Origin of the sequence: Virgibacillus oceani (assembly GCF_041521345.1) — a bacterium.
Lineage (GTDB): Bacteria > Bacillota > Bacilli > Bacillales > Amphibacillaceae > Virgibacillus_N > Virgibacillus_N oceani_A.
Genome location: NZ_JBGOHB010000006.1, coordinates 109,111 through 132,391, shown reverse-complemented (window position 1 = coordinate 132,391; position 23,281 = coordinate 109,111). Strand labels below are relative to the sequence as shown.

The window sequence follows — 23,281 nt, the reverse complement described above, 5'->3', positions numbered from 1 at the left end:
TAGTATACCACTAATCGTCACCAATCCTGAAAAACTTATACTGAATATTTGCTGTCCAAGCTGTTGAATCTTCATAAGACCAATAGCGATTCCGGCTATTATCCGTATGCGCGTTAACCAATGGCATGCCTTGTGCATCTTTAGCAACAACAATCGTATTATGATCGTATCTGCCATCACCTTGAAAATCATAACAGATAATATCGCCTGGTGTTAAATCAGATGCACTTTCTACTTCTTTTCCCTTCAATCCTTTTTCAGAGCCGCTTAAATACCAGCGAAGTGAATGCGCGACTGCCCAACTGAAACTCCAGTTGCTATCTCCATACCACCAGCCCTGTTCCCTGTTTGGCTGGCCCCACATTGGAGCACCTCCAGCGTAAAGGCACTGGGAGACATAATTCGTACAATCCACCTCAAACTTTCGAAATTCAGGGTTGTAGTTGTTCCACCATCGCTCGGCATATTGAACCGCAGCATGGCGGTCATAAGAAAAACGCAGCAAACTGTCTTCTCTTCCTTCTTCCGGTTGTATCGTTGGAATTTTACTTTCAGGCAGGACGCTAATTTGCCTGTGCGCTGTAATTTCCCCATTTTTCAACCGAAATTGATATGGAGTCACTGCTTCTTCCCGATAAAATTGTCCTTCTTGCTTTATTAAAAACGCCAAATGCAGAAAATAATTATATATCGTTTTATGATCATACCTAAGTGTTCGGTGAATATGACCATCACCTTTAATACTGACTATTTCAGCATTTCGTTCCTCATATAATTTTTTCTTTCTTCCCCACCAGTTATCGGATAGACGATCTGACCTGAAAAAATCCGTCCAGTATGTTTTTAATTTTTCCATAAAAAATCCCCTCCATTGATAGCATATGGGGGGAAGGCTTGCCCTAAAACTATTTCAATCTATGAGTCGGCAGACCTCACATTATTTAATCGAATAACCACTCCTGAACTGCAGACCTTTTTCCATTTCAGCCAGAACATTTTCATCCTGCTCCTTTTCCATTGTTTCTTCAATAGCAGCAAATGCTTCTTCTGTGCCGATTTTACCGAGTGTCCATGCCGCTGTTCCACGAATAACCGGGCGAGGATCATTATTTAAAACAGCGATAATTTCTTCTACAGCTGTTTTATCTTTAAAATGGCCAAGCGCGATCAATGCATTGCGCTGCAGCGGTTTTTTTCCGCGCCAGGAACCGGCAAGATGCCCAAAAGTTTCTTTGAATTCCCGGTTGGAAATCCGCAGCATCGGTTTTAATCTCGGTTTCTCTGTTTCATTGTCCGGTTCAAACTCGGGATGAATATGAAAATCAATACCTTTATTTCGCGGACAAACCACCTGACAAGTATCACATCCGTAAACACGGTTCCCAATCTTTGCACGAAATTCATCAGGAAGAAAATCCTTTGTCTGCGTTAAAAATGCAATACAGCGCTGGGCGTTTAACTGCCCACCTTGGACAAGTGCACCTGTTGGACAGGCATCAAGACATTTGCGGCAATCCCCGCAGCTGTCTTCAACAGGGTCATCCGGAATAAACGGGATGTTTGTGAGGAGCTCTCCCAAATAAACAAAGGATCCAAACTCTTCCGTAATAATTGCTGTATTTTTTCCGCTGAATCCGATGCCTGCACGTTCAGCAACTGCCCGGTCGGATAGCTCTCCTGTGTCCACCATCAGTTTGGTGCTGGCATCCGGCACTTTTTCATTTATAAAATTCTCCAACTTTTCCAGCCTGTCACGCAAAACATGATGATAATCCATTCCCCATGATGCACGAGCGAAAATCCCGCGTCTGTCTTCTTTCTTTCCTTTCGGCGGGTTGATCATGCGGGATGGATAGGCAAGGGCAATAGACAGTATCGACTGGGCTTCAGGTAATAGGCGCTGCGGTTCTGTTCGTTCCTCATTGCTTCCTTTTTCAAAACCTGATTGATAACGTAGTTCCTGTTGGCGGCGCAGTCTTTCTTTCAATTCACCAAATACATCTGCAGAAGCAAAACCAATTTTATCAATACCTATTTCTTTGCTGAAATCAATAATTTCCTGTTTAAGCTTTGCAGTATTCATTGGCTGCCCCTCCCTTTTTATTTTTGTGTTACTTGTGCAGTCCGCATGCGGTTTAATACAGCTGCAATTTCATATCTCCGCGGTCTTGCAATATCACCGGGATGCTGATCTTTAAAACCGGTAAACGATGCCAGGCCCTTTTGATCCATTTGCCGTTCTATGTCACCCAGCAGTTCGCTTAAGCTTTTTACTTGAAGCCCATTCGTTTTATCCAGATACTGTATGATCTCTGCAATCATTCTTGTTTGGGATGGATCAACCAGCTGCTCTGTAGCATCAAATGTGATCTCCGTTCTCCCCATTAAAATCTTTGTTAATCCTTTTGCCTGCGTTTTTTCCCGTTTTCCTTTTTTGGTTTGCAGCGAATTCTGTTGGAAATGGCGATCGGCAATTTGCCCAAAATTCTTCTCTATTAAAGGTTCCCGCTTCATTGGATCGTTTTGCATAATCTCATTCGCTTCTTCGGTAACATTATAAGGTACATAGTTTTTCATCATAATTACCGTATCCGCTACTGAAAAATAATCTCCGGATCCTCCCATGACAAGTACGGTGGATACATCATGCTGATCATTTAATTGTTTTACTTTATCAATGAATGGCGTGATTGGTTCTTTATCTTTTGTTACAAGCTGCTGCATTCGGTGGTCACGAATCATGAAGTTTGTCGCACTCGTATCTTCATCAATGAGTAAACTGTTCGCCCCCGCTTCCAATGCTTCCATCACATTTGCAGCCTGCGACGTACTGCCACTGGCATTTTCCGTGGAGAAAAAGTCCGTATCCTTTCCGTGTGGCAGATTGGAAATAAATGGTGAAATATTCACGCCTGTGATCTTTCTTCCATCTTCTGAGCGTATTTTCACTGCATTCGTATCTGTTAAAACAAACTCACGTCCATCCCCTTTCGTATGGGAGTAAACACCGCGCTCCATCGCCTGAAGTATCGTGCTTTTTCCATGATAACCACCGCCAACGATAAGGGTAATCCCTTTTTTAACCGCCATGCCCCTGATTGATTCATGCTGATGCGGAATTTCCAGCTCTATTTCATTTTCTTTCGGACTCTGAAAAGCCACAGCATTTTTCATCGGCCGATTGCTGACGCCGCTTTCTCTCGGCAGGATCGCACCGTTCGCAATAAAGGCAATCCAGTCATTTTCCTTCATTTGTTTTCTGATCGCTTCCTGCTGGTCAGCTAATTTAATCGCTTCTTCTACTTTTTTATCTTCTATAGTAAGAATGGAATGTTGAATAATGGCTGGAAGTGCATCGATCAGTAATTTCTCTGCTTCTCTTCCATTGATTTTCCTGCCATTTGCCGGGAGTCCAACAGACATACACACAGTAATAGACGTCTCACTTAGTTGAACAGCACTACGCTCCATCACTTCCTGCCCGGGAGTATCAAAAAGAATCATACCACTTTTGCCGGATCCTTTAATGGAGAATTGCTGGCGCTGAACAGACTTACCAACACTTCGGGCAAATGCATCTGCTGCTGCAGCTTTTCTTTCTTTCGTTTGCAGCCACTCTTTCTGAATGGTGCGGGTCTTGTCTGGAATAACCAGGCGGATTTTAGATGGAGATGCAAATGGATCTCCCTGTACATAATCTATATATAAATCAAAATCACGAAACTTGTAGTGACCTTGCACACTTTTATATGCTTTATACCCTTTGTTATCCAATTGTTTCAGCTGTCTGATTAATGTATTCATAAAAACCCCTCGATCCTATTTCTTTTGTTTAAGAATACAACGAACAAAACACCGGATTCAAGTGAAGCGTGGAGGGGGAGAGATATTTTCTTGTCCTATGGCCACTTCGACATATTTTTAATCATTTTGGATTAGAGACAGGCTTCCCGGGTAGCTCATTGAGTAAAAAATGATTTATGGCGAAAACAAGATTGCTTATTGGTCGGCATTTCAAATACAAACACACGTGATTTGGGGACGCGAAAACAATTCTCGATGACTTTTCAGCAGCAGACACACACGGTTTGGACGCGAGAACCATTCTCGGGTACCTCACCGAGTGAAAATGCTTAATGACGATCCTAGCATCTTGCATAAATACCACCTACCAATAATTAAAAACGCAATACTTCGTAACTATTCTACGAAATACTGCGTTATGACATATGTATGGAGCGGGTGAAGGGAATCGAACCCTCGTCATCAGCTTGGAAGGCTGAGGTTTTACCACTAAACTACACCCGCACGGTGTATGAAAAAATATTTTGTTTTAATTCCGCACTCCATGCCCAAACATCTGCTAGTTTACTCGGTTGATGCTTTGCTCGTGCTTGTGATATATTTAACTTGTTTTTTTAACACAATAATTATTATAGCAACACATTTCTCTGAATGCAATAGTAAATTTTACTATTTTCGACATGAATGAATATAAATCATCCATATCACCTCCAAAAATAAAGACGAAAAACAGAATGTGGAACAGTTACTCAATAAACACCTAATCAATCCTAGCGTTCATTCTACAGCACGTCATTTTCAACACCGCAATATTCACTGGCCAGCATCTTCTGAAAAAATTCATATCCTCAATGCCCTGTTCCTTCCACTTACTGATAATGCGGCTGACAGTTTCTCTTGAAATTCCGATATGCATACTGATATCCATGATCATAATTGGCTCAGTAAGGCGCACTCCTTCCTTTGTGAATGCCATTCATATTGGAATAGCGTACAAAAACAGATGCAATTGCTCCCTCTGACCCAAAAGAAATATAATCTCTGATTTTTGCTTTGCTTGTTTCCAAAGAACGCTGCTACCCATTTGGTAAAATGTAAACCCAGTGTGCCGTTTATTTCAATGTGCTTTGCTGCTTCCTTTTTTTCATCTTGTATATAATGCTTTTCTTTACTGCCTGTGCTGTATTGGAGTAGTTCGCTCCGCTAAAAACCCCAATCTCTCCAAAAGCATTATTTCTTTTCTTGTAAAAATGGTCAGCTCTTTTTTTATGCCCATTTTTTTAATATCCGAATCTTACCTGTATGTATAGAATATAAATAGTCAGAGACACTTTTTTCTTTATATATAATATCATCTTTTTCGATTTCCATTCTCCGGGAATAATCCAGCAAATTATCGCAGTCTGCTTCACTTAATCTGGTCAGCAATGGTTTCAATGATCATCACATATATACCATAATAATAGCACCTTTAAACCTCGTTCCGTGACATAAATCACTTTTTCAAATAAAGGTCAAAAACCCAAGTTAATTTCACTTAGTCTGGTAAGATATTTTCAAAGAGTTTACATACTGTATAAGACATTATAGAATAGGTATAGATAACAGGGAGGGCAAAGATCAATGTCAGTTTATCCAATCATTTTGAACCAAACAAGGTTTACGCACCGGGATAGTTTAAAATACCCTTATGAGGAAAGAGCATTGCAGTTCGGAGATGGTGTTTATGAGGTTATCCGTATTTATCAGGGAGAATATCATTTGCTGAAGGAGCATGTGGATCGATTATTCCGATCAGCAGAAGCAGTAAAAATCAAGCTCGATATAACAAATAAGGAACTTACTGATTTATTATTGGAATTGCTTGAGAAAAATGAAGTGACAGAGGACGGAAAAATGTATTTGCAGGTCTCCCGTGGTTCAGCACCCAGAGATCATATCTTTCCGGCAGATGTCACGGCAAATATGTATGGCTATATTGAAGATTTCCCGCGAAATGTAGAACTATTAAAAAATGGCGTAAGTACAATTACACACCGGGATGTGCGATGGGAATACTGCTATATAAAAAGTTTGAACCTATTACCAAATGTGCTTGCAAAACAGGAAGCAAAAGAGCATGGCGGGTATGAAGCGATTTTGCATAAAGATGGGCTGGTAACTGAATGCAGTTCTTCCAATGTCTATATGATAAAAGATGGTGAAATTTTTACCCACCCAGCTTCAAATAATATCCTGCACGGCTGCGTTCGTATGCGAGTTGAAGATTTTGCGGGAGAACTAAAAATCCCGTTTAAAGAAGAAGCGTTTGAAGTGGAAGATATTCAAATAGCTGATGAACTGTTTTTAACAAGCAGCACATCAGAAATTATGCCGATTGTTAAGGTAGATAATACTCAAATCAATGATGGAAAACCCGGAGAAATCACAAGACGACTTCAAGAAGCCTATGAAAAGGATGCAAATATCACCAAACACAAAATCAATGCGTAAAGCGTTTAAAAACACTTGGGTGAAGGACTCTCAAGTGTTTTTTATGCCATTTCTGTCTTTAAAAACTCATAATAATAGTGAATCTATTTGAAAAATTGTCAATAAAACATGCTATAATACTCCCACATTATGTAAAGAGGAGAATGTTGTATGAAAAAGATTGCCATTATCGGAAGTGGAGGTGCAGGTAAATCAACATTGGCTCAGCAACTAGGGAAATTATTGCACATCCCGGTCTACCATATGGATGCGATTTTTTGGAAGCCGGGCTGGCAAAGCATCGGCCGGGAGGAATTAATAAAAGAAACCACAAAAATCTTGGATGAAAATAATTCCTGGATTATTGATGGAAATTATGGCGCTACAATGGATATTCGGCTGGAACAGGCAGATACAGTTATTTTTCTCCATTTTAAAACTGTAACCTGTCTGTATGGCATCACAAAACGGAGGATCCAATACCACAATAAAACAAGACCTGATATGGGAAAAGATTGTCCAGAAAAGCTGGATTGGGAATTTTTTCAATGGGTCAGGCAATTCAACCAGAAAAAAGTACCTGTCATATATGATAGACTTTCCAACCTGGAAAACAAGCGCATTCTTATCTTTAAAAACAGAAAAGAAGTGAGAAAATATTTAGTTAAGCTTCACCTCCGCAATTGATTCGAATCCCGAAGTAGTTTAAAATCAAACTATTACATATATTCCAAGGAGGACTTAATATGGATCACAAAAAACAGGCTTTAACTGCAGCGGATCTGACTGAAATAGAAGTATTCAGCGACCCGCAATTCTCACCTGATGGAAACAGCTATACATACGTCTCTACAACGATTAATGAAAACAAAGAATATGAATCTCATTTATTTCACCAAAACTTAAAAGAAAAAACTTCGAAACAATGGACTTTTGGCGAAGAGAACAATAGTAATTTGCGTATTTCGCCAGATGGAAAAAATGCCCTGTTCATCTCTACGCGAAGCGGCACATCACAACTTTGGCTGCTCCCAACATACGGCGGTGAAGCTCGACAGCTGACTACGTTCCAAAACGGGGTGTCCACACCCGACTGGTCCAAGGATGGAAGGTCTATCATATTCAGCACCTCACTAGATTCAAATGATGATGTCAAAAATCAGAAAGAGCCCACGAAGGAAGAAAAGCAAAAGGAGCAGGAAAATAAAAAGAAAAAGCCACTCGTCGTTAACCGTTTAAAATACAAATCAGATGCAATAGGGTTTCATGATGAGAAACGTACACAACTCATTTTATTCGATGTAAAAAACGAAACTTTTACCCAGCTTACCAATCATGATGCGGACCATGTGTATCAGGATATTTCCCCGGACGGAAATCTTGTTCTTTTTTCCGCCAACTTAAGTGATGATGCAGATTATGAATTAAAAAATGATCTTTATACAGTAAATGTAACAACTAAAGAGATAACTAAGCTAACCAGTGGCACAGGGAGCTACCATAGTGCCTCCTTTTCCCCGAGTGGTGATAAAATTTCTAGCTTTGGTCATGAGTTTGCATACAAAGGGGCTACCTTAAATGAGCTGTATATATTTGATGCCGCGACAAAGGAACGTTTTTGTTTAAGTGAGAAATGGGATATGCAGCTTGGTGATTTAATGATTGGGGACACCAGATTGGGACAGTCAGAAACAGGTCCTGTCTGGTCGAAAGATGAACAGCGATTATTTTTCATTGCAACAGATTTTGGTGCCACCGGCTTGTATGAGGTAACAAAGGACGGTGAACTTGAAGTACACTATAAAAATGATAATCATGTATTTGGCTTTTCTTATGATGCTGAATCGGAATCTTTCATTCTAGGAATCAGTACACCGACAAATCCATGTAATTTCTATCATTTGAATAATGAGGGAGCATTGAAGCGGCTCACTAATGGCAATGAAAGCTTTTTGAAGGAAGTTTCGTTATCTGAACCCGAAACATTAACCGTTACTGCAGAAGACGGATGGGAAATTCAGGGCTGGCTGCTGCGTCCATATGGATTTACAGAAGGCAAGAAATATCCATTCATACTGGAAATCCATGGCGGACCGCATGCAATGTACGGCCAAACCTATTTCCATGAGCTGCAGCTTTTGGCGGCAAAAGGGTATGTTGTTTTATATACAAATCCCCGCGGAAGTCATGGTTATGGCCAGGATTTTGTCGATGCTTGCCGGACAGATTATGGTGGAGGAGATTACACCGATTTGATGAGTGCAGTGGATTATGCGCTTGAAAACTACAGCTTTATTGATAAAAATCGGCTTGGTGTTACCGGTGGAAGCTACGGCGGCTTTATGACGAACTGGATCGTCAGTCATACAAAACGCTTCAAAGCCGCTGTCACCCAGCGTTCCATTTCCAATTGGCTCAGTTTTTACGGCGTGAGTGATATTGGATACTTTTTCACCGAATGGGAGCATGGTTTAAACCTTTTGGATGACCCGGCAAAGCTATGGGACTTCTCTCCGCTGAAATATGCTGAAAATGTGGAAACTCCGTTACTGATTTTACATGGTGAACTGGATTTCCGCTGTCCTGTTGAACAGGGAGAACAACTATTTATTACATTGAAGCACCTGCGTAAGGATGTGGAATTTGTCCGCTTCCCAGATGCAAACCATGAACTCAGCCGCAGCGGAAAACCTGAAATGCGACTGGAGCGTCTAAATCATATTTGCGACTGGTTTGACTATTATTTGGCAGACAAGAAAGCATAAAACTTTACTGCATAAGTGCAACTAAAGTATGATGATAAGCTAAGTTTTCTAAGTTGATTGACAATAAAGTTCTTTTGGCCTGAACCAAATGTATGTTTACAAGCAGATTTTTAAGTCAATATAGAACATGATGATTAAGCCTGAAAACCTTGAAGACTGCATGAATCGTATCTTAATAGGTGGGCCGCCCCAAAATGCAATAGTGGAACTGGAAATGTTGATCAATGAGGTTATTACTTTAGACGAGAAAAGTATTCCCGAATTAGACACCAGTGAAAAAAGGAAACACATTGAATTTGCGAAATAAAAAATCAGATATGTAATGAATGTAAGTTGAATCAGGTGTATCGTAAGCGGGCGCAATTGTTTAAGATCCCATTAGAAAGTAATCAAACTTTTTTATTATAAAAATGGAAAATATTTCACGAAGAAAGAATCCATTTTGATCGGTCTTTTTTTCAAAATGGATTCTTTTGTTTACGGTAAAACTTTAAAACTAAAAATAATCTTGTATCCAAAAAAAGAGCTTCTCTACATTGGAGAAAACGCTTATATTTGGTATATATTTCACATGGGGATACATTCTTAGCAGCATGGGATGGAACAAATAATTAAGTATCGTGTACTATCAATAGATAAAAAACACCATGAGGGACAGTACAGGAAAATATCTACTAACCAACCAATCGTAAGCAAGAGAGGTATATTTCATAGAAACAGAAATCTATGAGCTAGAATCTTATTCCCGAATCATTCAAAACATATCCATATTATCTTGATCCTAAATAATTATTATCTGTTTGAACTCTTGACTGAGGTCTCCAATTAACCATGAATATGCCCACGAATATGCAAACACCACCGAGTATTACGTACCATTCAATGATTTCATCCAACAATAACAAGCCCGTGAGAACGCCAAAAAACGGTGCCAAAAACAAGAATGCGCTTGTCTTGCCTGGATCGCCTGTTTGTAAAAGGTAAAACCAGACGGCAAATTGTACAATGGAGGCCATTAATACCAGCCATAACAAAATAGCGATGGATGCGGCTGTGATTTGAAATGAAGGGTTTTCCAACAGGAAACTTCCCATCAATAAAATCAGACCGCCAAACAGCATTTGATAGGCAGTTAAAACCCATGTATTGATATGTATGCCCCACCTTTTGATCAGCAGCGTTTCGATGGCCCACGAAACGGCTGAGAGAAAAGCCAAAAGTGTTCCGATTTGTAAGTCCAACTGTGCTCTAAGTGTAATAAATACGCCCACAAAACCTAAAAGAACACCGGCCCATTGTCGCCAGCCATATGTCATTTTCATGAAAAATGTTCCAAATATAACAACCAAAAGAGGATTCATAGAGGTTAATATCGATGATTCCCCCGCTGTTCACTAAAATTACTTAATAGCTGTTTGACGAAACTCCTTTGGTGTTATATTCTCAAATTCCTTAAATTTCGTTGAAAAGTGTGCGCTATCACTGTATCCAACCTCTATTCCAACATCTGTGATTGAATAAGAATGATTTCTAAGCAGTGCTTTTGCTTTTTCGATTCTAACCTCATGTAAATAACGCAGAGGAGAAATACCCAATATTTCTTTAAACGAACGTTGAATATAGTAGGAGTTTTTTTGTAAGATACTGCTTAAACTTTTTAAAGTGACATTCATTTCATAATGATGATCGATATAATGCTTTGCTTTTTCTACCAGTTCTTCTTTATATCCCTTCCATTCTAATTGATCGGGTTTACATCGATTGCAGAGGCGAAAACCTTCTTGTATTGCTGTAACAACATCATTAAATATGGATACATTCTTGGGGTTTGGAGTTCGGGATGTACAAGAAGGTCTACATATGGTTTTAGTTGTCGAAAGTGCATAATAGAAATTTCCGTCAAAACTACGATCATTATTATAAATCGCCTTCCATTGTTTGTTGTTCATTGTTTCTAATCCTCTTTTCGAATTGGAAGTCAATATTATCAAAGTAACTTTAGCCAATATAAGTTATCATAATCAAACAAAGAGTTAGTAGTGCGCGCCTACTTCTATTTAATTGGGGAGGTATAATCTTGAATATATTAGAAAAATTTCAAACGGCGATTATTTTAATCGCAGTAGGCATCGGACTTTTACTAGGTCACTTCACCTTTTTTGCACAGAATGCAGGGTCATTTATAATGCCATTTTTGTTACTCATGCTATATGGGTTGTTTCTAACGATTCCATTGGACCAATTTAAAAAGGCCTTTTCAAATATTAAATTCCTTGGATCTAGTACGATCCTTAATTTTATATGGACACCAGTATTAGCATGGGGGCTTGGTGCAATCTTTCTTGCAGATCACCCTGCATTATGGATCGGATTTATCATGTTAATGGTTACACCCTGTACAGACTGGTATTTGATGTTCACTTCTATCGCCAAAGGTAATGTGTCATTATCCACTTCTGTATTACCGATTAACTTAATTTTTCAGGTGTTACTTTTACCTGTATATCTTTTCATTTTTGCAGGAACCATTCAACCCGTTCCATTATCGACTTTTATAGAAAGTATTGTACTGGTTTTAGTTATACCTTTTACACTTGCTCATTTAACTCGTTATTTATTGAGGAATAAGGAAACATTCTTGAATAAGAAACTCGTCCCTTTTTTCTCATCTGTACAGATTATATTTTTATCATTAGCCATCACAGCCATGTTTGCATCTCAAGGCAATTATTTAATCAACAACCTTGATGTCATTTATATATTAATTATTCCAATTTTACTTTACTTTGTCATTAACTTTATTGTTGCACAAACTGTTGGAAAAGCAATGAAGTTTTCTTACGAAGATACAGTGAGTCTGAGTCTCACTATTATTGCTCGAAATTCACCTGTTGCTTTAGCTATTGCTGTAACAGCCTTCCCAGATCAACCACTAATTGCGTTATCTTTGTTAATTGGACCACTCATTGAGCTACCTATGTTAGCTATTGTATCTCAAAAATTACTTTCATTAAGAGGAAGAACAAATAAATAAATTCATTAAAGAACTGTGAATGCAGTTCTTTTTTCTTGAACTATATTCCTGTTAATTCAAGAAGATTTACTCAAGAGTCTGGCCTGATTGCTGAACAAAGATTAATTTTGACTCTTCCACTAAACTACCAAATAGTTTAAGTATACTTCTTCACAGACTTCCCCATAGATCATTTCAAATATTAAATGTAGGTTTAAAATAAAGTTTGATCAAAATGGATTCTTATCTGACAAATTTTAGTTTCGGTTTTATAAAAAGCTTATGCAAAGAAAGGGTGCCTCTACTTATTTACTCTTCACCGTGTTCGTTTTCTTTAATAAATAAAGTAAATAAGGTGCTCCGATTAAAGAGACGATGATCCCTGCTGGAATTTCCTTAGGTGCGAGAACAAAGCGACCAAGGAAATCAGCCGAAAGCAGTAGAATCCCACCAATAGCTAATGTTAGTGGCAATAACCTGAGTAGTTTAGGTCCTACAAGCTGTCTTGCAATATGTGGAGCCAGTAAACCAACAAAGCTGATCGCCCCGACAACGGAAACACTGATAGCGGATAATACGACCCCAAGGACAATCATGAGTAATCGCATGCGATCAGTTTTTACACCCAGACCAATCGAGATAGCATCTCCAAAGGATAAGATATCAAATGTAGTAGCCAAGGAAACCACGATAGGCAGGATAATAATAATGGTGATGATAAAAATGATAAAATGACCCCAGTCGACGCCATATGTACTGCCTGCGAGCCATGTCAGGGCCTGGCTGGCATGTACGTTTGCCTTTACGAGCAATATTTGAATAATGGCAGCACCGACTGCGGAGATGGCAATCCCCATTAATAAGAGAATCATCGGCTGGAATCCACTTCGAGCACTAATGGCTAAGACAATCCCCATCGTTAATAATGCACCAATTAATGCACCAACCGGCACAAAAATAAAGGGTGCCTGTGGGAAGACGACTAAAAATAGCATGGCAAACACACTGGCCCCGGATGTGATCCCAAGAACGGAGGCATCTGCAAGCGGGTTACGCAACACAGTTTGCATTAACAAGCCACTGATCGCCATCATCATCCCGATACCGAAACTTACCAGTACTCGCGGAACACGAAAGTCCCAAACAAAGCTGTTATACATGAGCTCCTGTGGTAAAGCAAGTAATTTTGTAAAGCTTGTCCCACCAAAGGACAGGCTTGTTACAATAATCAATACCGTTACGATAGCAAGGATTGGATAAAATAGCTTGTAGCGAGTTATGCGTACTTTTCCTTCTAAAGCATTTCCTGAAGCTCGTGACTGCGAGCTCATTTTTAGTGCCAAATAGACAAGCCACGGCGCTCCGACAATTGCAGTCATTGCTCCAACTGGCAACTCCGAAGTTTGCGAGACGATACGAACTAAAATATCAGCCGCGATTAATAAACTGGCCCCTACCACCATATTGCCTAGAATCATAGTCCTGTGCATTCTGAAGCCCATTAAGCGTACTAAGTGCGGTGCAATAATGCCGACAAATCCAATTGGACCAACAACGGTTACCGTGACAGCTGCGAGCAAGATCGCAATGACCCAGCCCAACACCTTGCTTAACGTAATATTCTGACCCAAGCCAATCGCTGTTTCATCACCTAATAATAAAATATCAAAGCGACGGCTCACGATAAGTGCAACAACCAGGGTGATCAGGATCCATGGTGCCGCAAATTGCACCCCGCCCCAGTCAAGCTGCAGTAAGGTGCCTGCTCCCCATAGAAAAAGCCCGGAAACTTCATTCTGAAATAATAATTGTAACGCACTTGTAAAGGAAGAAAAGAGCATGGTCACAATCATCCCTGTTAACGCAATACGAACAGGATCCAGTGACTTCCCTACAAGAAACGTCACACAAAGTGCCGCCAATACACCCCCGGCCATCGTGACAGCTATTGGAGAAGCACCACTGACACCAGGGAAGAAAATGGTAAAGAAGACAACAAAGAAATAGGCTCCTGCATGGATACCTAGTGTACTGGCACTTGCAAGAGGGTTTTTTGTCACCGTTTGTAACAGCATGCCAGCTACTGCCAATGCAGCACCCGCAAGGCACCCAATTACGAAACGGGGCATGCGACTATATAATAAGAAGTTCATTTGCTGTTCATCGTGCCAGACTTCTGTCCAAAAGGCGAAAAATTCGCCTGATGCCTGTCCCTGGCTCACATGAATGAGCCCAAGGACAAGAAACAAGAGGATACTTCCAATGAAATAGAGCGTAGCCTTTACATTCATAGCATTACTTCACGAGGGCTACTTCTACATGCTCGATTAACGTTTCCATTGATAACACGCTTCCAAACGTCCATACCCCTGCTCCAACATCATACATTGTATCTTCTTCAACGAAGTGCAGGCCACTCCATGCGCTGTTTCCTGCTAGGTTATCGAACAAGGGATCATCCTCTTGCACCGTATGGATGAATAGGGATTCTTCATAGTTGGATACGCCTTCTACATTCGATTCAATGAATCCACTTGACTGTGGTTCCTGATCCTGAATTTTATTTGTTAACCCAATCCCTTCCAGAACATGGCTTACAGTGGAGTTTTCGGTAAATAGTCGGAAGGTAGGTGCTTCATTCACGGAAAAAGCCTGTGTAAACACAAAATCCTTCGTAGGCAGATCTGCTGCTTCGATCTTTTCCTTTGCTTCAGCCATGCGCTCATCCAAATGATTGATATGCTCTTCTGCCTCTTCCGCTTTTCCAACTAGTGTTGCAGTTTCATTAAATGTCTTTAACATATCGGCATATAAATCTGCAATCGCTTCCTCTGTTGTACCATCATACATGACAACAGGGGCAATTTTTTCAAGATCTTCCTTCAGGTTACCCTGATGGCCTTTCATCCCAATAATGACATCCGGCTCAAGCTTTGCAATCTCTTCAATATTTGGCTCTGTTCTTAGTCCAACTTCTGCTACACTATCATCTAATTGAGCATCAATGGTGACCCATTTGTTGAAACCTTCAATATCTGCCACACCAACTGGTTGTACACCAACAGCTAATAATTCCTCTACAATACTCCATTCCAATGCGACCACTTTTTCTGGTGCCTGGTCAAACGCCTGTTCACCAAACCCATCTTCAATCACGATTTTTTCGCTTTCTGTGTCTTCAGAACCGGATGAATTAGTTCCTTTATTATCTTCTTGCATACAACCTGTTAAAATAAGTACAACAACTAATAATACAAATAAAATCTTTTTCATTGCTTATATCTCCAATTCTGCATATAATTTTTTGTTTTTATTTTTAAATGATTCATGATGAGATGAGACCATTCCTGTTTTAACAGCAGTAGGCTCTACAAATTGCTTTGCCCGATTCACAGAATTCGCTGCATCATGAAATGCGCCGGCAATTAAATGGACCTTCCCGTCATAATTAATTGCATCTCCTGCAGCAAAAATTCCTGGCACAGAGGTTTCTCCCATACTGGTTCCTTGGATACCGAACTCGGGATGCATGTTTATGTCAACATCGCTATGCTGCTGTAAGTCGTTTTGATTGTCATATCCATGATTTATGATAACTTCCTCAACTGGGAGCTGTTCCGCCTCATTCAAGGTAACGCGCTCAATAGATTCTTTTCCATTTAACCCGGTAATAACAGATTCATAGATCACTTCTACAGAGCTGTTTACTAGTTTTTGAATGTCTGCTTCATGTCCAGTCAGGCGGTCCTTGCGGTAGGTTACATATACCTTTTTAGCAATAGGCTCTAAGGTATTTGCCCAATCTACTGCCGAATTGCCACCACCTGATATTAACACGACTTTATCTTTAAAACGGGCTAGTGATTTCACTGTATAATGTAAATTTGTTTGAATGAATCTATCCTCACCCGCTAGACCGATCTTTTTCGGTGTAAGGATACCACTCCCTGTTGCCAGAATAACCGTTTTACTAGCATGACTTTTTCCCTTTTCGGTAGACAGCAGGAATCCATCCTCTTGTTTTGAAATTCCCTCCACTTTGGAATTTAGCACAACAGCTGGATCGAAAAGAACGGCCTGTTCAGAAACCTGGGTAATGAGTTGCTCTCCCAAGAGTGGTCTCATCCCGCCGACATCCCAGATCATCTTTTCAGGATAAGCATGCAGCTTTCCGCCTAATACATGCTGACTGTCTATGATTTTTGTCTTCATCCCACGTAACCCACTATAAAAAGCCGCGTATAACCCTGCTGGGCCTGCTCCAATTATCGTCACATCATACATGGGCTACGCCTCCTTCATGCCATATGAAAGGCAAATAGGTTTTTGACTAAATGGACATACCGTTAGCATCGCCTGAATCTGAAAAATTTCTTGAAGATTCGGTGCTGTCATCACTTCATGTGGTGCACCTTGCTGGACTAATTTTCCATCCCGCATGGCAATCATATGATGTGAAAACCGGGAAGCGTGATTCAAGTCGTGGAGTACCATTAAGATCGTTTTATGCTGTTCTCTATTCAGCTTCTCCAGTAGTTGCAAAATATCAAGCTGATGTGCCATATCCAGATATGTTGTTGGTTCGTCTAAAATAACAACTTCTGTATCCTGTGCGAGCGCCATGGCAATCCAAACGCGCTGACGCTGACCGCCAGATAATGCCTCAACCGGGCGTTTTTCTAATTGACTTAACCCTGTTACCTCAAGCGCCCAATCAATCGCATCAAGATCGTCCTGTTTTAACTTGCCAAACTTCGATTGGTGAGGAAAGCGTCCATATGTAATAAGTTCCCTCACCGTTAAACCAGCAGGTGCTTCCGCAGATTGCGGTAAGATAGCCATTCTACGCGCTATATTTTTTGTAGAAGTCTCGCTGATTGCCTTTCCGTCTAAATAAATAGCACCATTTTTGGCTTTTAATACACGGGAAATCGTCTTAATTAGTGTAGATTTTCCACAGCCGTTCGGACCAATTACCGTGGTAATTTTCCCTCTAGGAATGGTAAGGTTTAAAGAATCTATAATAAGTGCATCTCCGTAACCGACTTGCACGTCTTTGACTTGTATCATGTAACCACCTCATTGATAATGATTATCATTTTCATCTATACTATAGGTGTTTCGGAAATTTGTCAATTTAATGTACCAAAACAATCGTTTTTGATACAACACTTATTAGACAAAGTTAACAATTTATAAAATAATTCTGATACAATACAATTAAACAATCGGATACGATAATATAGGGGATGTGGTTCAAAATGAAAATTAAAACCTTTTATGCACTAGATAACAGTAAACTTGATAAAAAAGTTAATGAATTCTTGAACAGTGGTGTTGAAGTAGTGGATATAAAATTCAGCAACCCATTATTCTATTTTTCAGCTATGGTTTTGTTTGATGAAAAATAAGGCCATTTTATGCTCAACTAACGGAGTGGCATTAGTTAAGTATCTTAAACAAACGGGCGCCTATCTGGAATAAAAGTTGGAGACAAAATGAACGAAAGGGTCAGGTAGAAAAAGGGAATAATAGCAGTATTGATGGGGGCAGTTTTTGCATTTATTGCAGGAGTTGTTATGATCGAAGGAACATCTAATACAGAAGAATCGGATAAGGAATCTGAAAAATCGCAGTTCAACCATAAAAAGATAAGTAAGATTATGGAGAATGGTTCGGTCACCATAAAAGCATTTATAGAAAACTTCCAACAGAAATTAAAATATATTTAAAAAAGAATCCAGAAATGCTAAAAGAATTGGTGCAGGGACCGAACCCGGCATAAATGAACAGCATGAATGATGCGATGAATCTTTTAAATAAAGTTGATAGGAAAGACGCTAAGTATTTATACGAAATTGAAGTTAAAGCACTTTATAAAATGGTTCCATATGGCAATGGTGAAGAGCCGCCAGCTAAAAAAATTAAACTAAAAGGAAAACTTGTCGAAAAACTGGAAAATAATTGATATATAAGGGAGGTTCGTTTATTCCTTTACGGGCGCGATTTTATAAAAATCACAAGCCTAATTCCTTGTTCAAAAGAAAGGGAATTAGGCTTTATAATTTATTATATAGTGCAAAATAGCGATCAAAGTCACACCTGTCCTCCCCAAATGGGAGTTTAATATTAACTGTGCAAGTGAGAGAGCGTACGGCTCTTACTTCGCAGTTAATTTTTTATTGGTAGAATAAAACTATAACGTTTGGGAGGTTATTCTATTGACTAAGTCGAAGCGAGATCAGAAATATCATAGTTCATATCGGTAATTTCTGCGTAAGCCCTTTCATCCTGCAATTTTTTAAGTCGAGCCCTGCTGGAGCCTTTAGGCATGAATATAACAGCTTTCTGCCCAAGTTCCCTCGCAGTCCATGTAATTCCGCACCATGGTTTCCATCTGTAGCAGTAATAAAAGTGATTTTCCCCGATTTTTCTTTAATTTTAGGAGAGCGCAATTCCTCAAAGGATAATTCATCGATATCTCTGCCCAGTTTTTCATCAGGTCTTCTTCCTGCCAATGGGGAATTGGTGCATATTCTTAAAACAACGGAAATTCTTCGCAAATCGCAGATTAGAAAACGACGTATTCTTAAATCCGATCTTGTCTTCATTGATGACTTGATGTATATGGCCATGACCAGCATGAAGCCAACCTGTTTTTCCAATTGATTAAATGAGCTGTATGATCAGTCCGTTTTGATATTCACATCGAATAAAGGATCAAACGAATGGGGAGATCTTTTAGGGGATCCGGGCATCACAACAGCTATATTGGACATGCTTTACATCGTGCGGAAGTGATCTATGTACAAATACTGAAAATATTACTATTTACAATGTTAATTCAGGTGTTAAAAGTTAACAAAGGCTGTTATATCAATAAAAATAGAATTACGAAACGCTATGCGATTTGTAATTCTATTTAGTATGTTATTTACTGTTTTCTCTCCTAGAACTGAACCCGTTACTACCAATTAAGGCTCTTTTTTCGCCCTGCTAGTTCAGTCCGTATATCGTTAAACATACGCTTCCATCTTTGTGCATTTCGTGACAAATGTAACTATTAAATCAAAATAAAAAAAGGCATAATTTACTTAGAAAAGATGGAAAGGGTGAGCAACGAATGAATATTGCTTCTTTGCAAGGCGTCGTAAAAAGATATGGATCAAATATCGTGCTTGATTATGTTGATCTTGAGATCAATGAAGGTGAGATAATCGGGCTGCTTGGACCAAACGGTGCCGGGAAGACAACATTGATTCAGACATTAACAGGGATGGTCCCTTATGAAAAAGGACAAGTGGCATTGTTCGGAGAAGCCAAAAACCCCTTCTCCCACCAAAACAAGGAAAAAATAGGGCTCGTGACACAGGAAATTACAATATTTGAAGAATTGACGGCAAAAGAAAACCTGCAATTTTTCGCAGGTGTCTATGGTTTAAAAGGAGAAAAAAAGAAAAATAGAGTGCAGGAAGCACTGGAATTTGTTGGCCTGAGTGACAGAGCAAATAAAGTACCAAACAAATTTTCCGGCGGGATGAAAAGACGATTGAATATCGCCTGTGCATTAACACATCGCCCGAAATTTATCATTATGGATGAGCCGACTGTCGGGATTGACCCGCAATCCAGAAATTACATTTTGGAGGCCGTGAAAAAGCTCAGGGAGAACGGTACAACCATTCTTTATACCACTCACTATATGGAAGAAGTGCAAGCAATTGCTTCCAGGGTTGTCATTATGGATCAGGGTCAGATTATCAAAGAAGGTACTGTCGAGGAACTGATACAAACCATTCAGCATGAAGAAAAGATGGAAATTGATGTAACGGATACCGGAGAAATACCACTAAATAAGCTGGAGGAAATCACCGGAGTGAAACAGGCAAGTGTAACCGGAAACCGTATCATTGTTATATCAGAAGCGAACACAGGCAACTTTGACCGAATTCTGTCTATGATTAAAGAGCATGCAGGTGTACTTGGAATCCAGGCCGATAAGCCAAATCTGGAAGACGTCTTTTTAACCTTAACAGGGAAACAGTTGCGAGATAAGGTGGGAGAAGAATGAGAGTAATTTCTACGATTAAGTTTACTTTTTTGCGCATGATCAGAGAGTATATTACACTCCTTTTGTTATTTGTAGTGCCGATCGTCCTGCTCACTGTTTTCTACTTTATCCTTCAAGGGGTAACGACAGAAACCGGTGAACCTGTTTTTAATGAACATGCCGTGCTCATGGTTCTCGTTTTCCAGTTATTCGGAGGGTCACTTGTTATGCATTATATTCAATCGGATTTTTTCACCGGAATAAAACAGCGAATCTATTTACTGCCGTTTAACCAGACATTATATGCCTTTTCAATCATGGTGTGTGGTGTAGTCTATTCTCTTTTACTCGGTATTGTTTTAATGACTTTTTCCCAATTAGTATTAGGTGCCGATTGGGGTAACTGGCCATGGGCGGTATATATGATTTTTCTTATGTCCTTACTCTCGAGTATTGTTTGCCTGATTTTCACTTTCTCCGTGAATAATTTTAAAGTTGCCGAACGGTTGAGTGAAGTATATGGAGTCGGATTTGTCCTGTTGGCAGGTTTATTATTTCCGGTGCCGGAAAATGCATTTTTTGAATTTGTGAATTCCTATGCTAACCCATTAACCTTATCTGCAGAGTCAATATACAACATGAATCAATCCAGTCTGGGCGAGGCATGGTTTCAGTCGAATATTTTATTAATTGCATCTGTGGTGCTATTTATCGTACTGCTTATTTTAGGAAAGAGGAAAATGCGATGACTATTTTTCAATTTGCTCTAAAAAGAACTTTCAGTAATACAACGAACCTTATATTTCTCACGCTGTTTCCTATTGGAGCCATTTTTCTGCCTTCGGGAGAAGCGTGGCCATTTCTTCCTTATGGATATCAGTATTTCGGGATTATTGTTCTTTTTGTTGGTATTCGCCTGGCCAACATTATCCTTGAGGACAGGCAAAAGGGAGTTGTCAAACGGCTTGCTGTTGCCCCTGTCACGCATTTCCAATATTTAAGCCAGAACCTGCTTTCATTTGCAGTCATTATGGTTATTCAATGCATCATACTAGTTTATGGCGGTATGCTTTACGGTCATGAGCTTTATCAGCCTGGATGGCTAATAGTTTTATTTATTTCTTTCAGTTTTTCTTCCCTAGCTATTGCTTTAGCCTGGATTTCTTTATATCGTAGTACAGAGACATCTTTTCTTGTCTATATGTCACTTATTTTTCTGCTAGTTCTCCTGGGCGGGTTATTGGTTCCTTTAGAAACCTTTCCGGATATTTTAAAGCGAATTGCGGTTGTTTTCCCTACCTATTGGCTCAGTCAAGGAATAGATTGGATTGTTTTCGGGGAGGAAATTTCTGAATTTCTCATGATCAATGGTGTATTATGGTTATATACAGTTATTTTCCTTGTAATCGGAAGTGTAAGAAGGATTAATTAAGGCGGAGAATAGAGGGTGAATACGGAATGGAACCACATTTTTTTATAAATGGATGGCGATTTCTTCATATTATATTACTGATTCATTTATGGGTTATTGGTGATTCCACAGCCGAACCCTTTATTCTCATTCTTTTGCTGCTTTTGATGGCCAGTTTGCGCTGGCGCATCTCACTCCCCGCATGGAGTGCTGGATTTGATCTCATTTTTTGTCTTATATTTTTTCCTTATACAACTATCAGTCATTACGCCTTGGCTTATCCTCTATTTGAACTAGTCTTAAAAGGTAAATGGCTTTATTCCGTTCTATTGTTTTTCAGTGGTGTTATTTTTCTATCTTCTACAGATTTTATCTTCTGGTATTTGCTGCATGCATTTGTTTTTGGTACCTTTTCCTATACCGTGATTAAAAATCAACAAATTCAGCGAGACGAAATGGATGAAATGCGTAAATCCAAATATGCACTGGAACGTTTAAAAACAGATTTACTGAAAGCAAGCCACTCCACTTCGCTTCAGGCACAGCTTATGGAAAGAAACCGTATATCCAGACAGCTTCATGATCACCTCGGACATGATTTAACCGGAGCTGCACTTGCTATTCAGGCGTATAAACATATGGAGGATCCAAAGGAAGCAGAAAAAATTCTTGAAGAAGTGAAGAAACGTATTGAACGGAGTACCATTAATTTGCGGGAAACGGTACATAATATGTCATCAACAGCAACTATAGGGGCAGAGCAGATGGGTGAAATTGTAAATGGTTTCCACCAATTTGACACCAGTTTTAAAAAATACGGCGATATGAGCATCGTGCCCGCTTATATATGGACCTTGCTGGAGGCTTGTTTGAAGGAAGCTTTGACCAATATTGCCAGACACAGCAATGCAACAAAAGCAGATATTGACTTACAGGTTACAAATGCTATTGTAAGAATAAGTATTCAGGATAACGGAACATCTCAAAAAGAAAAAAAGCAGTCTGCAGGAAGTGGATTAAGAAGCCTTCAAATGCGTGCGAGAGTTTTGGACGGCAGCCTATCAATTAATAATGAAGATGGTTTTTTGTTGGTGTGTGTCATTCCGCTAAAGGAAAGGGGGCATCAGAGATGAATGTAATCATTGTGGATGATGATCCATTAGTTTGCCAGAGCTTAAAGCTTTTACTCGGTAAAGAATCCGATTTTAATGTTGTTGGGACTGCAGGCAATGGCCGGGAAGCCATCGAATTATGTCTGTATGATACCGACGTTGTTTTAATGGATATACAAATGCCGGTGATGGACGGCATTAAAAGTACAAAAGTGATTAAGGATAAGTTTCCGAACACACAAATCATGATGCTTACTACATTCCGGGATGAACAAAATATCCGTCGGGCATTGAATGCCGGCGCAGAAGGTTATGTGCTAAAATCTACTCCGGTGGAGAAAATGGCTGATCAAATCAGAGCTTTAAAAGCAGGAGCGACTATCCTTGATTCAGGTGTGTTTAAGACAATAATGGAACCGGAAACCGTTACAATGGATGGCCTGACTGACCGGGAAACAGATATTGTTGAATGTATTGCCCAAGGATTATCTAATAAAGAAATAAGCGAAGAACTATATCTAAGCGGCGGTACTGTGAGAAACATGCTATCCATTATTTTAGAAAAATTAGAACTCCGCGATCGCACCCAGCTCGCCATACACTACTGGCAGCGAAAGAAGTGAAACAGAGAGACGGTTCTTTCGTTGCAAAACT

At 39.6% G+C, this 23,281-nt stretch carries 22 protein-coding genes, 1 tRNA gene and 2 pseudogenes; 13 read left to right on the top strand and 12 right to left on the bottom strand.

The genetic code is table 11. From position 1 onward, the window contains the following. Window positions 1-10 precede the first annotated feature (10 nt). The 5 genes from ACDX78_RS06700 to ACDX78_RS06680 form a co-directional block, all read right to left on the bottom strand. Window positions 11-856 carry an amidase domain-containing protein gene (locus ACDX78_RS06700; protein ID WP_486026372.1) on the bottom strand — a complete coding sequence of 282 codons (846 nt, stop codon included), beginning with the start codon at window positions 854-856 and terminating at the stop codon, window positions 11-13. Window positions 857-937: 81 nt separating this feature from the next. Next, window positions 938-2,083, bottom strand: coding sequence for a tRNA epoxyqueuosine(34) reductase QueG (gene queG / locus ACDX78_RS06695; RefSeq protein WP_486026370.1), 1,146 nt, complete (start codon window positions 2,081-2,083; stop codon window positions 938-940). Between the two features lie 17 nt (window positions 2,084-2,100). Next, a complete protein-coding gene (locus ACDX78_RS06690; RefSeq protein WP_486026368.1) occupies window positions 2,101-3,804 on the bottom strand; it encodes an ABC-ATPase domain-containing protein in 1,704 nt (567 codons plus the stop codon). 430 nt (window positions 3,805-4,234) lie between these two features. Continuing rightward, a tRNA-Gly gene (locus ACDX78_RS06685) sits at window positions 4,235-4,308 on the bottom strand. A gap of 256 nt (window positions 4,309-4,564) precedes the next feature. After that, entirely contained in the window at window positions 4,565-4,720 is a 156-nt protein-coding gene (locus ACDX78_RS06680) for a helix-turn-helix domain-containing protein (RefSeq protein ID WP_486026366.1), read from the bottom strand. 707 nt (window positions 4,721-5,427) lie between these two features. On the opposite strand from ACDX78_RS06680, the gene dat reads away from it, so the two are divergent. The 3 genes from dat to ACDX78_RS06665 all read left to right on the top strand — a co-directional run bounded on the left by dat (window position 5,428) and on the right by ACDX78_RS06665 (window position 9,041). Continuing rightward, on the top strand, window positions 5,428-6,297 hold the full coding sequence (dat, locus tag ACDX78_RS06675; RefSeq protein WP_486026365.1) for a D-amino-acid transaminase: 870 nt from the start codon (window positions 5,428-5,430) through the stop codon (window positions 6,295-6,297). 150 nt (window positions 6,298-6,447) lie between these two features. Further along, complete coding sequence (locus ACDX78_RS06670) at window positions 6,448-6,963, top strand: DNA topology modulation protein (protein ID WP_486026363.1); 516 nt, start codon at window positions 6,448-6,450, stop codon at window positions 6,961-6,963. Window positions 6,964-7,022: 59 nt separating this feature from the next. Continuing rightward, complete coding sequence (locus ACDX78_RS06665; RefSeq protein ID WP_486026361.1) at window positions 7,023-9,041, top strand: S9 family peptidase; 2,019 nt, start codon at window positions 7,023-7,025, stop codon at window positions 9,039-9,041. 770 nt (window positions 9,042-9,811) lie between these two features. Here ACDX78_RS06665 and ACDX78_RS06660 read toward each other — a convergent pair. Both ACDX78_RS06660 and ACDX78_RS06655 read right to left on the bottom strand, forming a co-directional pair. After that, window positions 9,812-10,432 (bottom strand): annotated as a pseudogene (locus tag ACDX78_RS06660) (DMT family transporter); the annotation flags it as partial. Between the two features lie 9 nt (window positions 10,433-10,441). Then, window positions 10,442-10,990, bottom strand: a complete 549-nt coding sequence (locus tag ACDX78_RS06655) for an Ada metal-binding domain-containing protein (RefSeq protein ID WP_486026359.1) — start codon at window positions 10,988-10,990, stop codon at window positions 10,442-10,444. Window positions 10,991-11,118: 128 nt separating this feature from the next. Between ACDX78_RS06655 and ACDX78_RS06650 the strand changes: the two genes are divergently transcribed. Beyond that, window positions 11,119-12,075, top strand: a complete 957-nt coding sequence (locus ACDX78_RS06650; RefSeq protein WP_486026357.1) for an arsenic resistance protein — start codon at window positions 11,119-11,121, stop codon at window positions 12,073-12,075. Window positions 12,076-12,359: 284 nt separating this feature from the next. On the opposite strand, the gene ACDX78_RS06645 is transcribed toward ACDX78_RS06650, so the two are convergent. Genes ACDX78_RS06645 through ACDX78_RS06630 form a run of 4 tightly spaced genes read right to left on the bottom strand, consistent with a single transcriptional unit; the run spans window position 12,360 to window position 17,124 of the window. Next, window positions 12,360-14,345, bottom strand: a complete 1,986-nt coding sequence (locus tag ACDX78_RS06645) for an iron ABC transporter permease (protein WP_486026356.1) — start codon at window positions 14,343-14,345, stop codon at window positions 12,360-12,362. 4 nt (window positions 14,346-14,349) lie between these two features. After that, window positions 14,350-15,327 carry an ABC transporter substrate-binding protein gene (locus ACDX78_RS06640; RefSeq protein ID WP_486026354.1) on the bottom strand — a complete coding sequence of 326 codons (978 nt, stop codon included), beginning with the start codon at window positions 15,325-15,327 and terminating at the stop codon, window positions 14,350-14,352. Window positions 15,328-15,330: 3 nt separating this feature from the next. Then, window positions 15,331-16,338 carry an NAD(P)/FAD-dependent oxidoreductase gene (locus ACDX78_RS06635; RefSeq protein ID WP_486026352.1) on the bottom strand — a complete coding sequence of 336 codons (1,008 nt, stop codon included), beginning with the start codon at window positions 16,336-16,338 and terminating at the stop codon, window positions 15,331-15,333. A gap of 3 nt (window positions 16,339-16,341) precedes the next feature. Next, complete coding sequence (locus tag ACDX78_RS06630) at window positions 16,342-17,124, bottom strand: ABC transporter ATP-binding protein (protein WP_486026350.1); 783 nt, start codon at window positions 17,122-17,124, stop codon at window positions 16,342-16,344. A 191-nt stretch (window positions 17,125-17,315) separates the two neighbouring features. On the opposite strand from ACDX78_RS06630, the gene ACDX78_RS06625 reads away from it, so the two are divergent. The 3 genes from ACDX78_RS06625 to ACDX78_RS06615 all read left to right on the top strand — a co-directional run bounded on the left by ACDX78_RS06625 (window position 17,316) and on the right by ACDX78_RS06615 (window position 18,022). Further along, window positions 17,316-17,465, top strand: a complete 150-nt coding sequence (locus ACDX78_RS06625; protein WP_486026349.1) for a hypothetical protein — start codon at window positions 17,316-17,318, stop codon at window positions 17,463-17,465. Window positions 17,466-17,633: 168 nt separating this feature from the next. Further along, a complete protein-coding gene (locus tag ACDX78_RS06620; RefSeq protein ID WP_486026347.1) occupies window positions 17,634-17,786 on the top strand; it encodes a hypothetical protein in 153 nt (50 codons plus the stop codon). Between the two features lie 62 nt (window positions 17,787-17,848). Continuing rightward, complete coding sequence (locus tag ACDX78_RS06615) at window positions 17,849-18,022, top strand: hypothetical protein (protein ID WP_486026346.1); 174 nt, start codon at window positions 17,849-17,851, stop codon at window positions 18,020-18,022. 289 nt (window positions 18,023-18,311) lie between these two features. Here ACDX78_RS06615 and ACDX78_RS06610 read toward each other — a convergent pair whose 3' ends face one another. Continuing rightward, on the bottom strand, window positions 18,312-18,665 hold the full coding sequence (locus ACDX78_RS06610) for a hypothetical protein (RefSeq protein ID WP_486026447.1): 354 nt from the start codon (window positions 18,663-18,665) through the stop codon (window positions 18,312-18,314). Between ACDX78_RS06610 and ACDX78_RS06605 the strand changes: the two are divergent. The 6 genes and pseudogenes from ACDX78_RS06605 to ACDX78_RS06580 form a co-directional block, all read left to right on the top strand. Next, window positions 18,574-18,980, top strand: a pseudogene (locus ACDX78_RS06605) (ATP-binding protein); the annotation flags it as partial. The gene ACDX78_RS06610 and the pseudogene ACDX78_RS06605 overlap by 92 nt on opposite strands. A 197-nt stretch (window positions 18,981-19,177) precedes the next feature. Continuing rightward, entirely contained in the window at window positions 19,178-20,125 is a 948-nt protein-coding gene (locus ACDX78_RS06600) for an ABC transporter ATP-binding protein (RefSeq protein ID WP_486026345.1), read from the top strand. Then, entirely contained in the window at window positions 20,122-20,853 is a 732-nt protein-coding gene (locus tag ACDX78_RS06595; RefSeq protein WP_486026343.1) for an ABC transporter permease, read from the top strand. Before ACDX78_RS06600 ends, ACDX78_RS06595 begins: the two co-directional genes overlap by 4 nt. Then, window positions 20,850-21,536: an ABC transporter permease gene (locus tag ACDX78_RS06590; RefSeq protein ID WP_486026341.1), complete on the top strand. Its 687-nt coding sequence runs from the start codon at window positions 20,850-20,852 to the stop codon at window positions 21,534-21,536. The genes ACDX78_RS06595 and ACDX78_RS06590 overlap by 4 nt, the downstream gene beginning before the upstream one ends. 26 nt (window positions 21,537-21,562) lie before the next feature. Beyond that, window positions 21,563-22,648 (top strand): sensor histidine kinase, encoded by a 1,086-nt coding sequence (locus ACDX78_RS06585; protein ID WP_486026340.1) that lies wholly within the window; start codon window positions 21,563-21,565, stop codon window positions 22,646-22,648. Beyond that, complete coding sequence (locus ACDX78_RS06580; RefSeq protein ID WP_486026338.1) at window positions 22,645-23,250, top strand: response regulator transcription factor; 606 nt, start codon at window positions 22,645-22,647, stop codon at window positions 23,248-23,250. The genes ACDX78_RS06585 and ACDX78_RS06580 overlap by 4 nt, the downstream gene beginning before the upstream one ends. Window positions 23,251-23,281: the final 31 nt, after the last annotated feature.

Bases quoted from the DNA above. Each gene is read 5' to 3' on its own strand.
- ACDX78_RS06700 (WP_486026372.1), bottom strand. From the start codon at position 856: ATGGAAAAATTAAAAACATACTGGACGGATTTTTTCAGGTCAGATCGT.
- queG (WP_486026370.1), bottom strand. From the start codon at position 2,083: ATGAATACTGCAAAGCTTAAACAGGAAATTATTGATTTCAGCAAAGAA.
- ACDX78_RS06690 (WP_486026368.1), bottom strand. From the start codon at position 3,804: ATGAATACATTAATCAGACAGCTGAAACAATTGGATAACAAAGGGTAT.
- ACDX78_RS06680 (WP_486026366.1), bottom strand. From the start codon at position 4,720: ATGCATATCGGAATTTCAAGAGAAACTGTCAGCCGCATTATCAGTAAG.
- dat (WP_486026365.1), top strand. From the start codon at position 5,428: ATGTCAGTTTATCCAATCATTTTGAACCAAACAAGGTTTACGCACCGG.
- ACDX78_RS06670 (WP_486026363.1), top strand. From the start codon at position 6,448: ATGAAAAAGATTGCCATTATCGGAAGTGGAGGTGCAGGTAAATCAACA.
- ACDX78_RS06665 (WP_486026361.1), top strand. From the start codon at position 7,023: ATGGATCACAAAAAACAGGCTTTAACTGCAGCGGATCTGACTGAAATA.
- ACDX78_RS06655 (WP_486026359.1), bottom strand. From the start codon at position 10,990: ATGAACAACAAACAATGGAAGGCGATTTATAATAATGATCGTAGTTTT.
- ACDX78_RS06645 (WP_486026356.1), bottom strand. From the start codon at position 14,345: ATGAATGTAAAGGCTACGCTCTATTTCATTGGAAGTATCCTCTTGTTT.
- ACDX78_RS06640 (WP_486026354.1), bottom strand. From the start codon at position 15,327: ATGAAAAAGATTTTATTTGTATTATTAGTTGTTGTACTTATTTTAACA.
- ACDX78_RS06635 (WP_486026352.1), bottom strand. From the start codon at position 16,338: ATGTATGATGTGACGATAATTGGAGCAGGCCCAGCAGGGTTATACGCG.
- ACDX78_RS06630 (WP_486026350.1), bottom strand. From the start codon at position 17,124: ATGATACAAGTCAAAGACGTGCAAGTCGGTTACGGAGATGCACTTATT.
- ACDX78_RS06625 (WP_486026349.1), top strand. From the start codon at position 17,316: ATGAAAATTAAAACCTTTTATGCACTAGATAACAGTAAACTTGATAAA.
- ACDX78_RS06620 (WP_486026347.1), top strand. From the start codon at position 17,634: ATGATCGAAGGAACATCTAATACAGAAGAATCGGATAAGGAATCTGAA.
- ACDX78_RS06615 (WP_486026346.1), top strand. From the start codon at position 17,849: ATGAATGATGCGATGAATCTTTTAAATAAAGTTGATAGGAAAGACGCT.
- ACDX78_RS06610 (WP_486026447.1), bottom strand. From the start codon at position 18,665: ATGAAGACAAGATCGGATTTAAGAATACGTCGTTTTCTAATCTGCGAT.
- ACDX78_RS06600 (WP_486026345.1), top strand. From the start codon at position 19,178: ATGAATATTGCTTCTTTGCAAGGCGTCGTAAAAAGATATGGATCAAAT.
- ACDX78_RS06595 (WP_486026343.1), top strand. From the start codon at position 20,122: ATGAGAGTAATTTCTACGATTAAGTTTACTTTTTTGCGCATGATCAGA.
- ACDX78_RS06590 (WP_486026341.1), top strand. From the start codon at position 20,850: ATGACTATTTTTCAATTTGCTCTAAAAAGAACTTTCAGTAATACAACG.
- ACDX78_RS06585 (WP_486026340.1), top strand. From the start codon at position 21,563: ATGGAACCACATTTTTTTATAAATGGATGGCGATTTCTTCATATTATA.
- ACDX78_RS06580 (WP_486026338.1), top strand. From the start codon at position 22,645: ATGAATGTAATCATTGTGGATGATGATCCATTAGTTTGCCAGAGCTTA.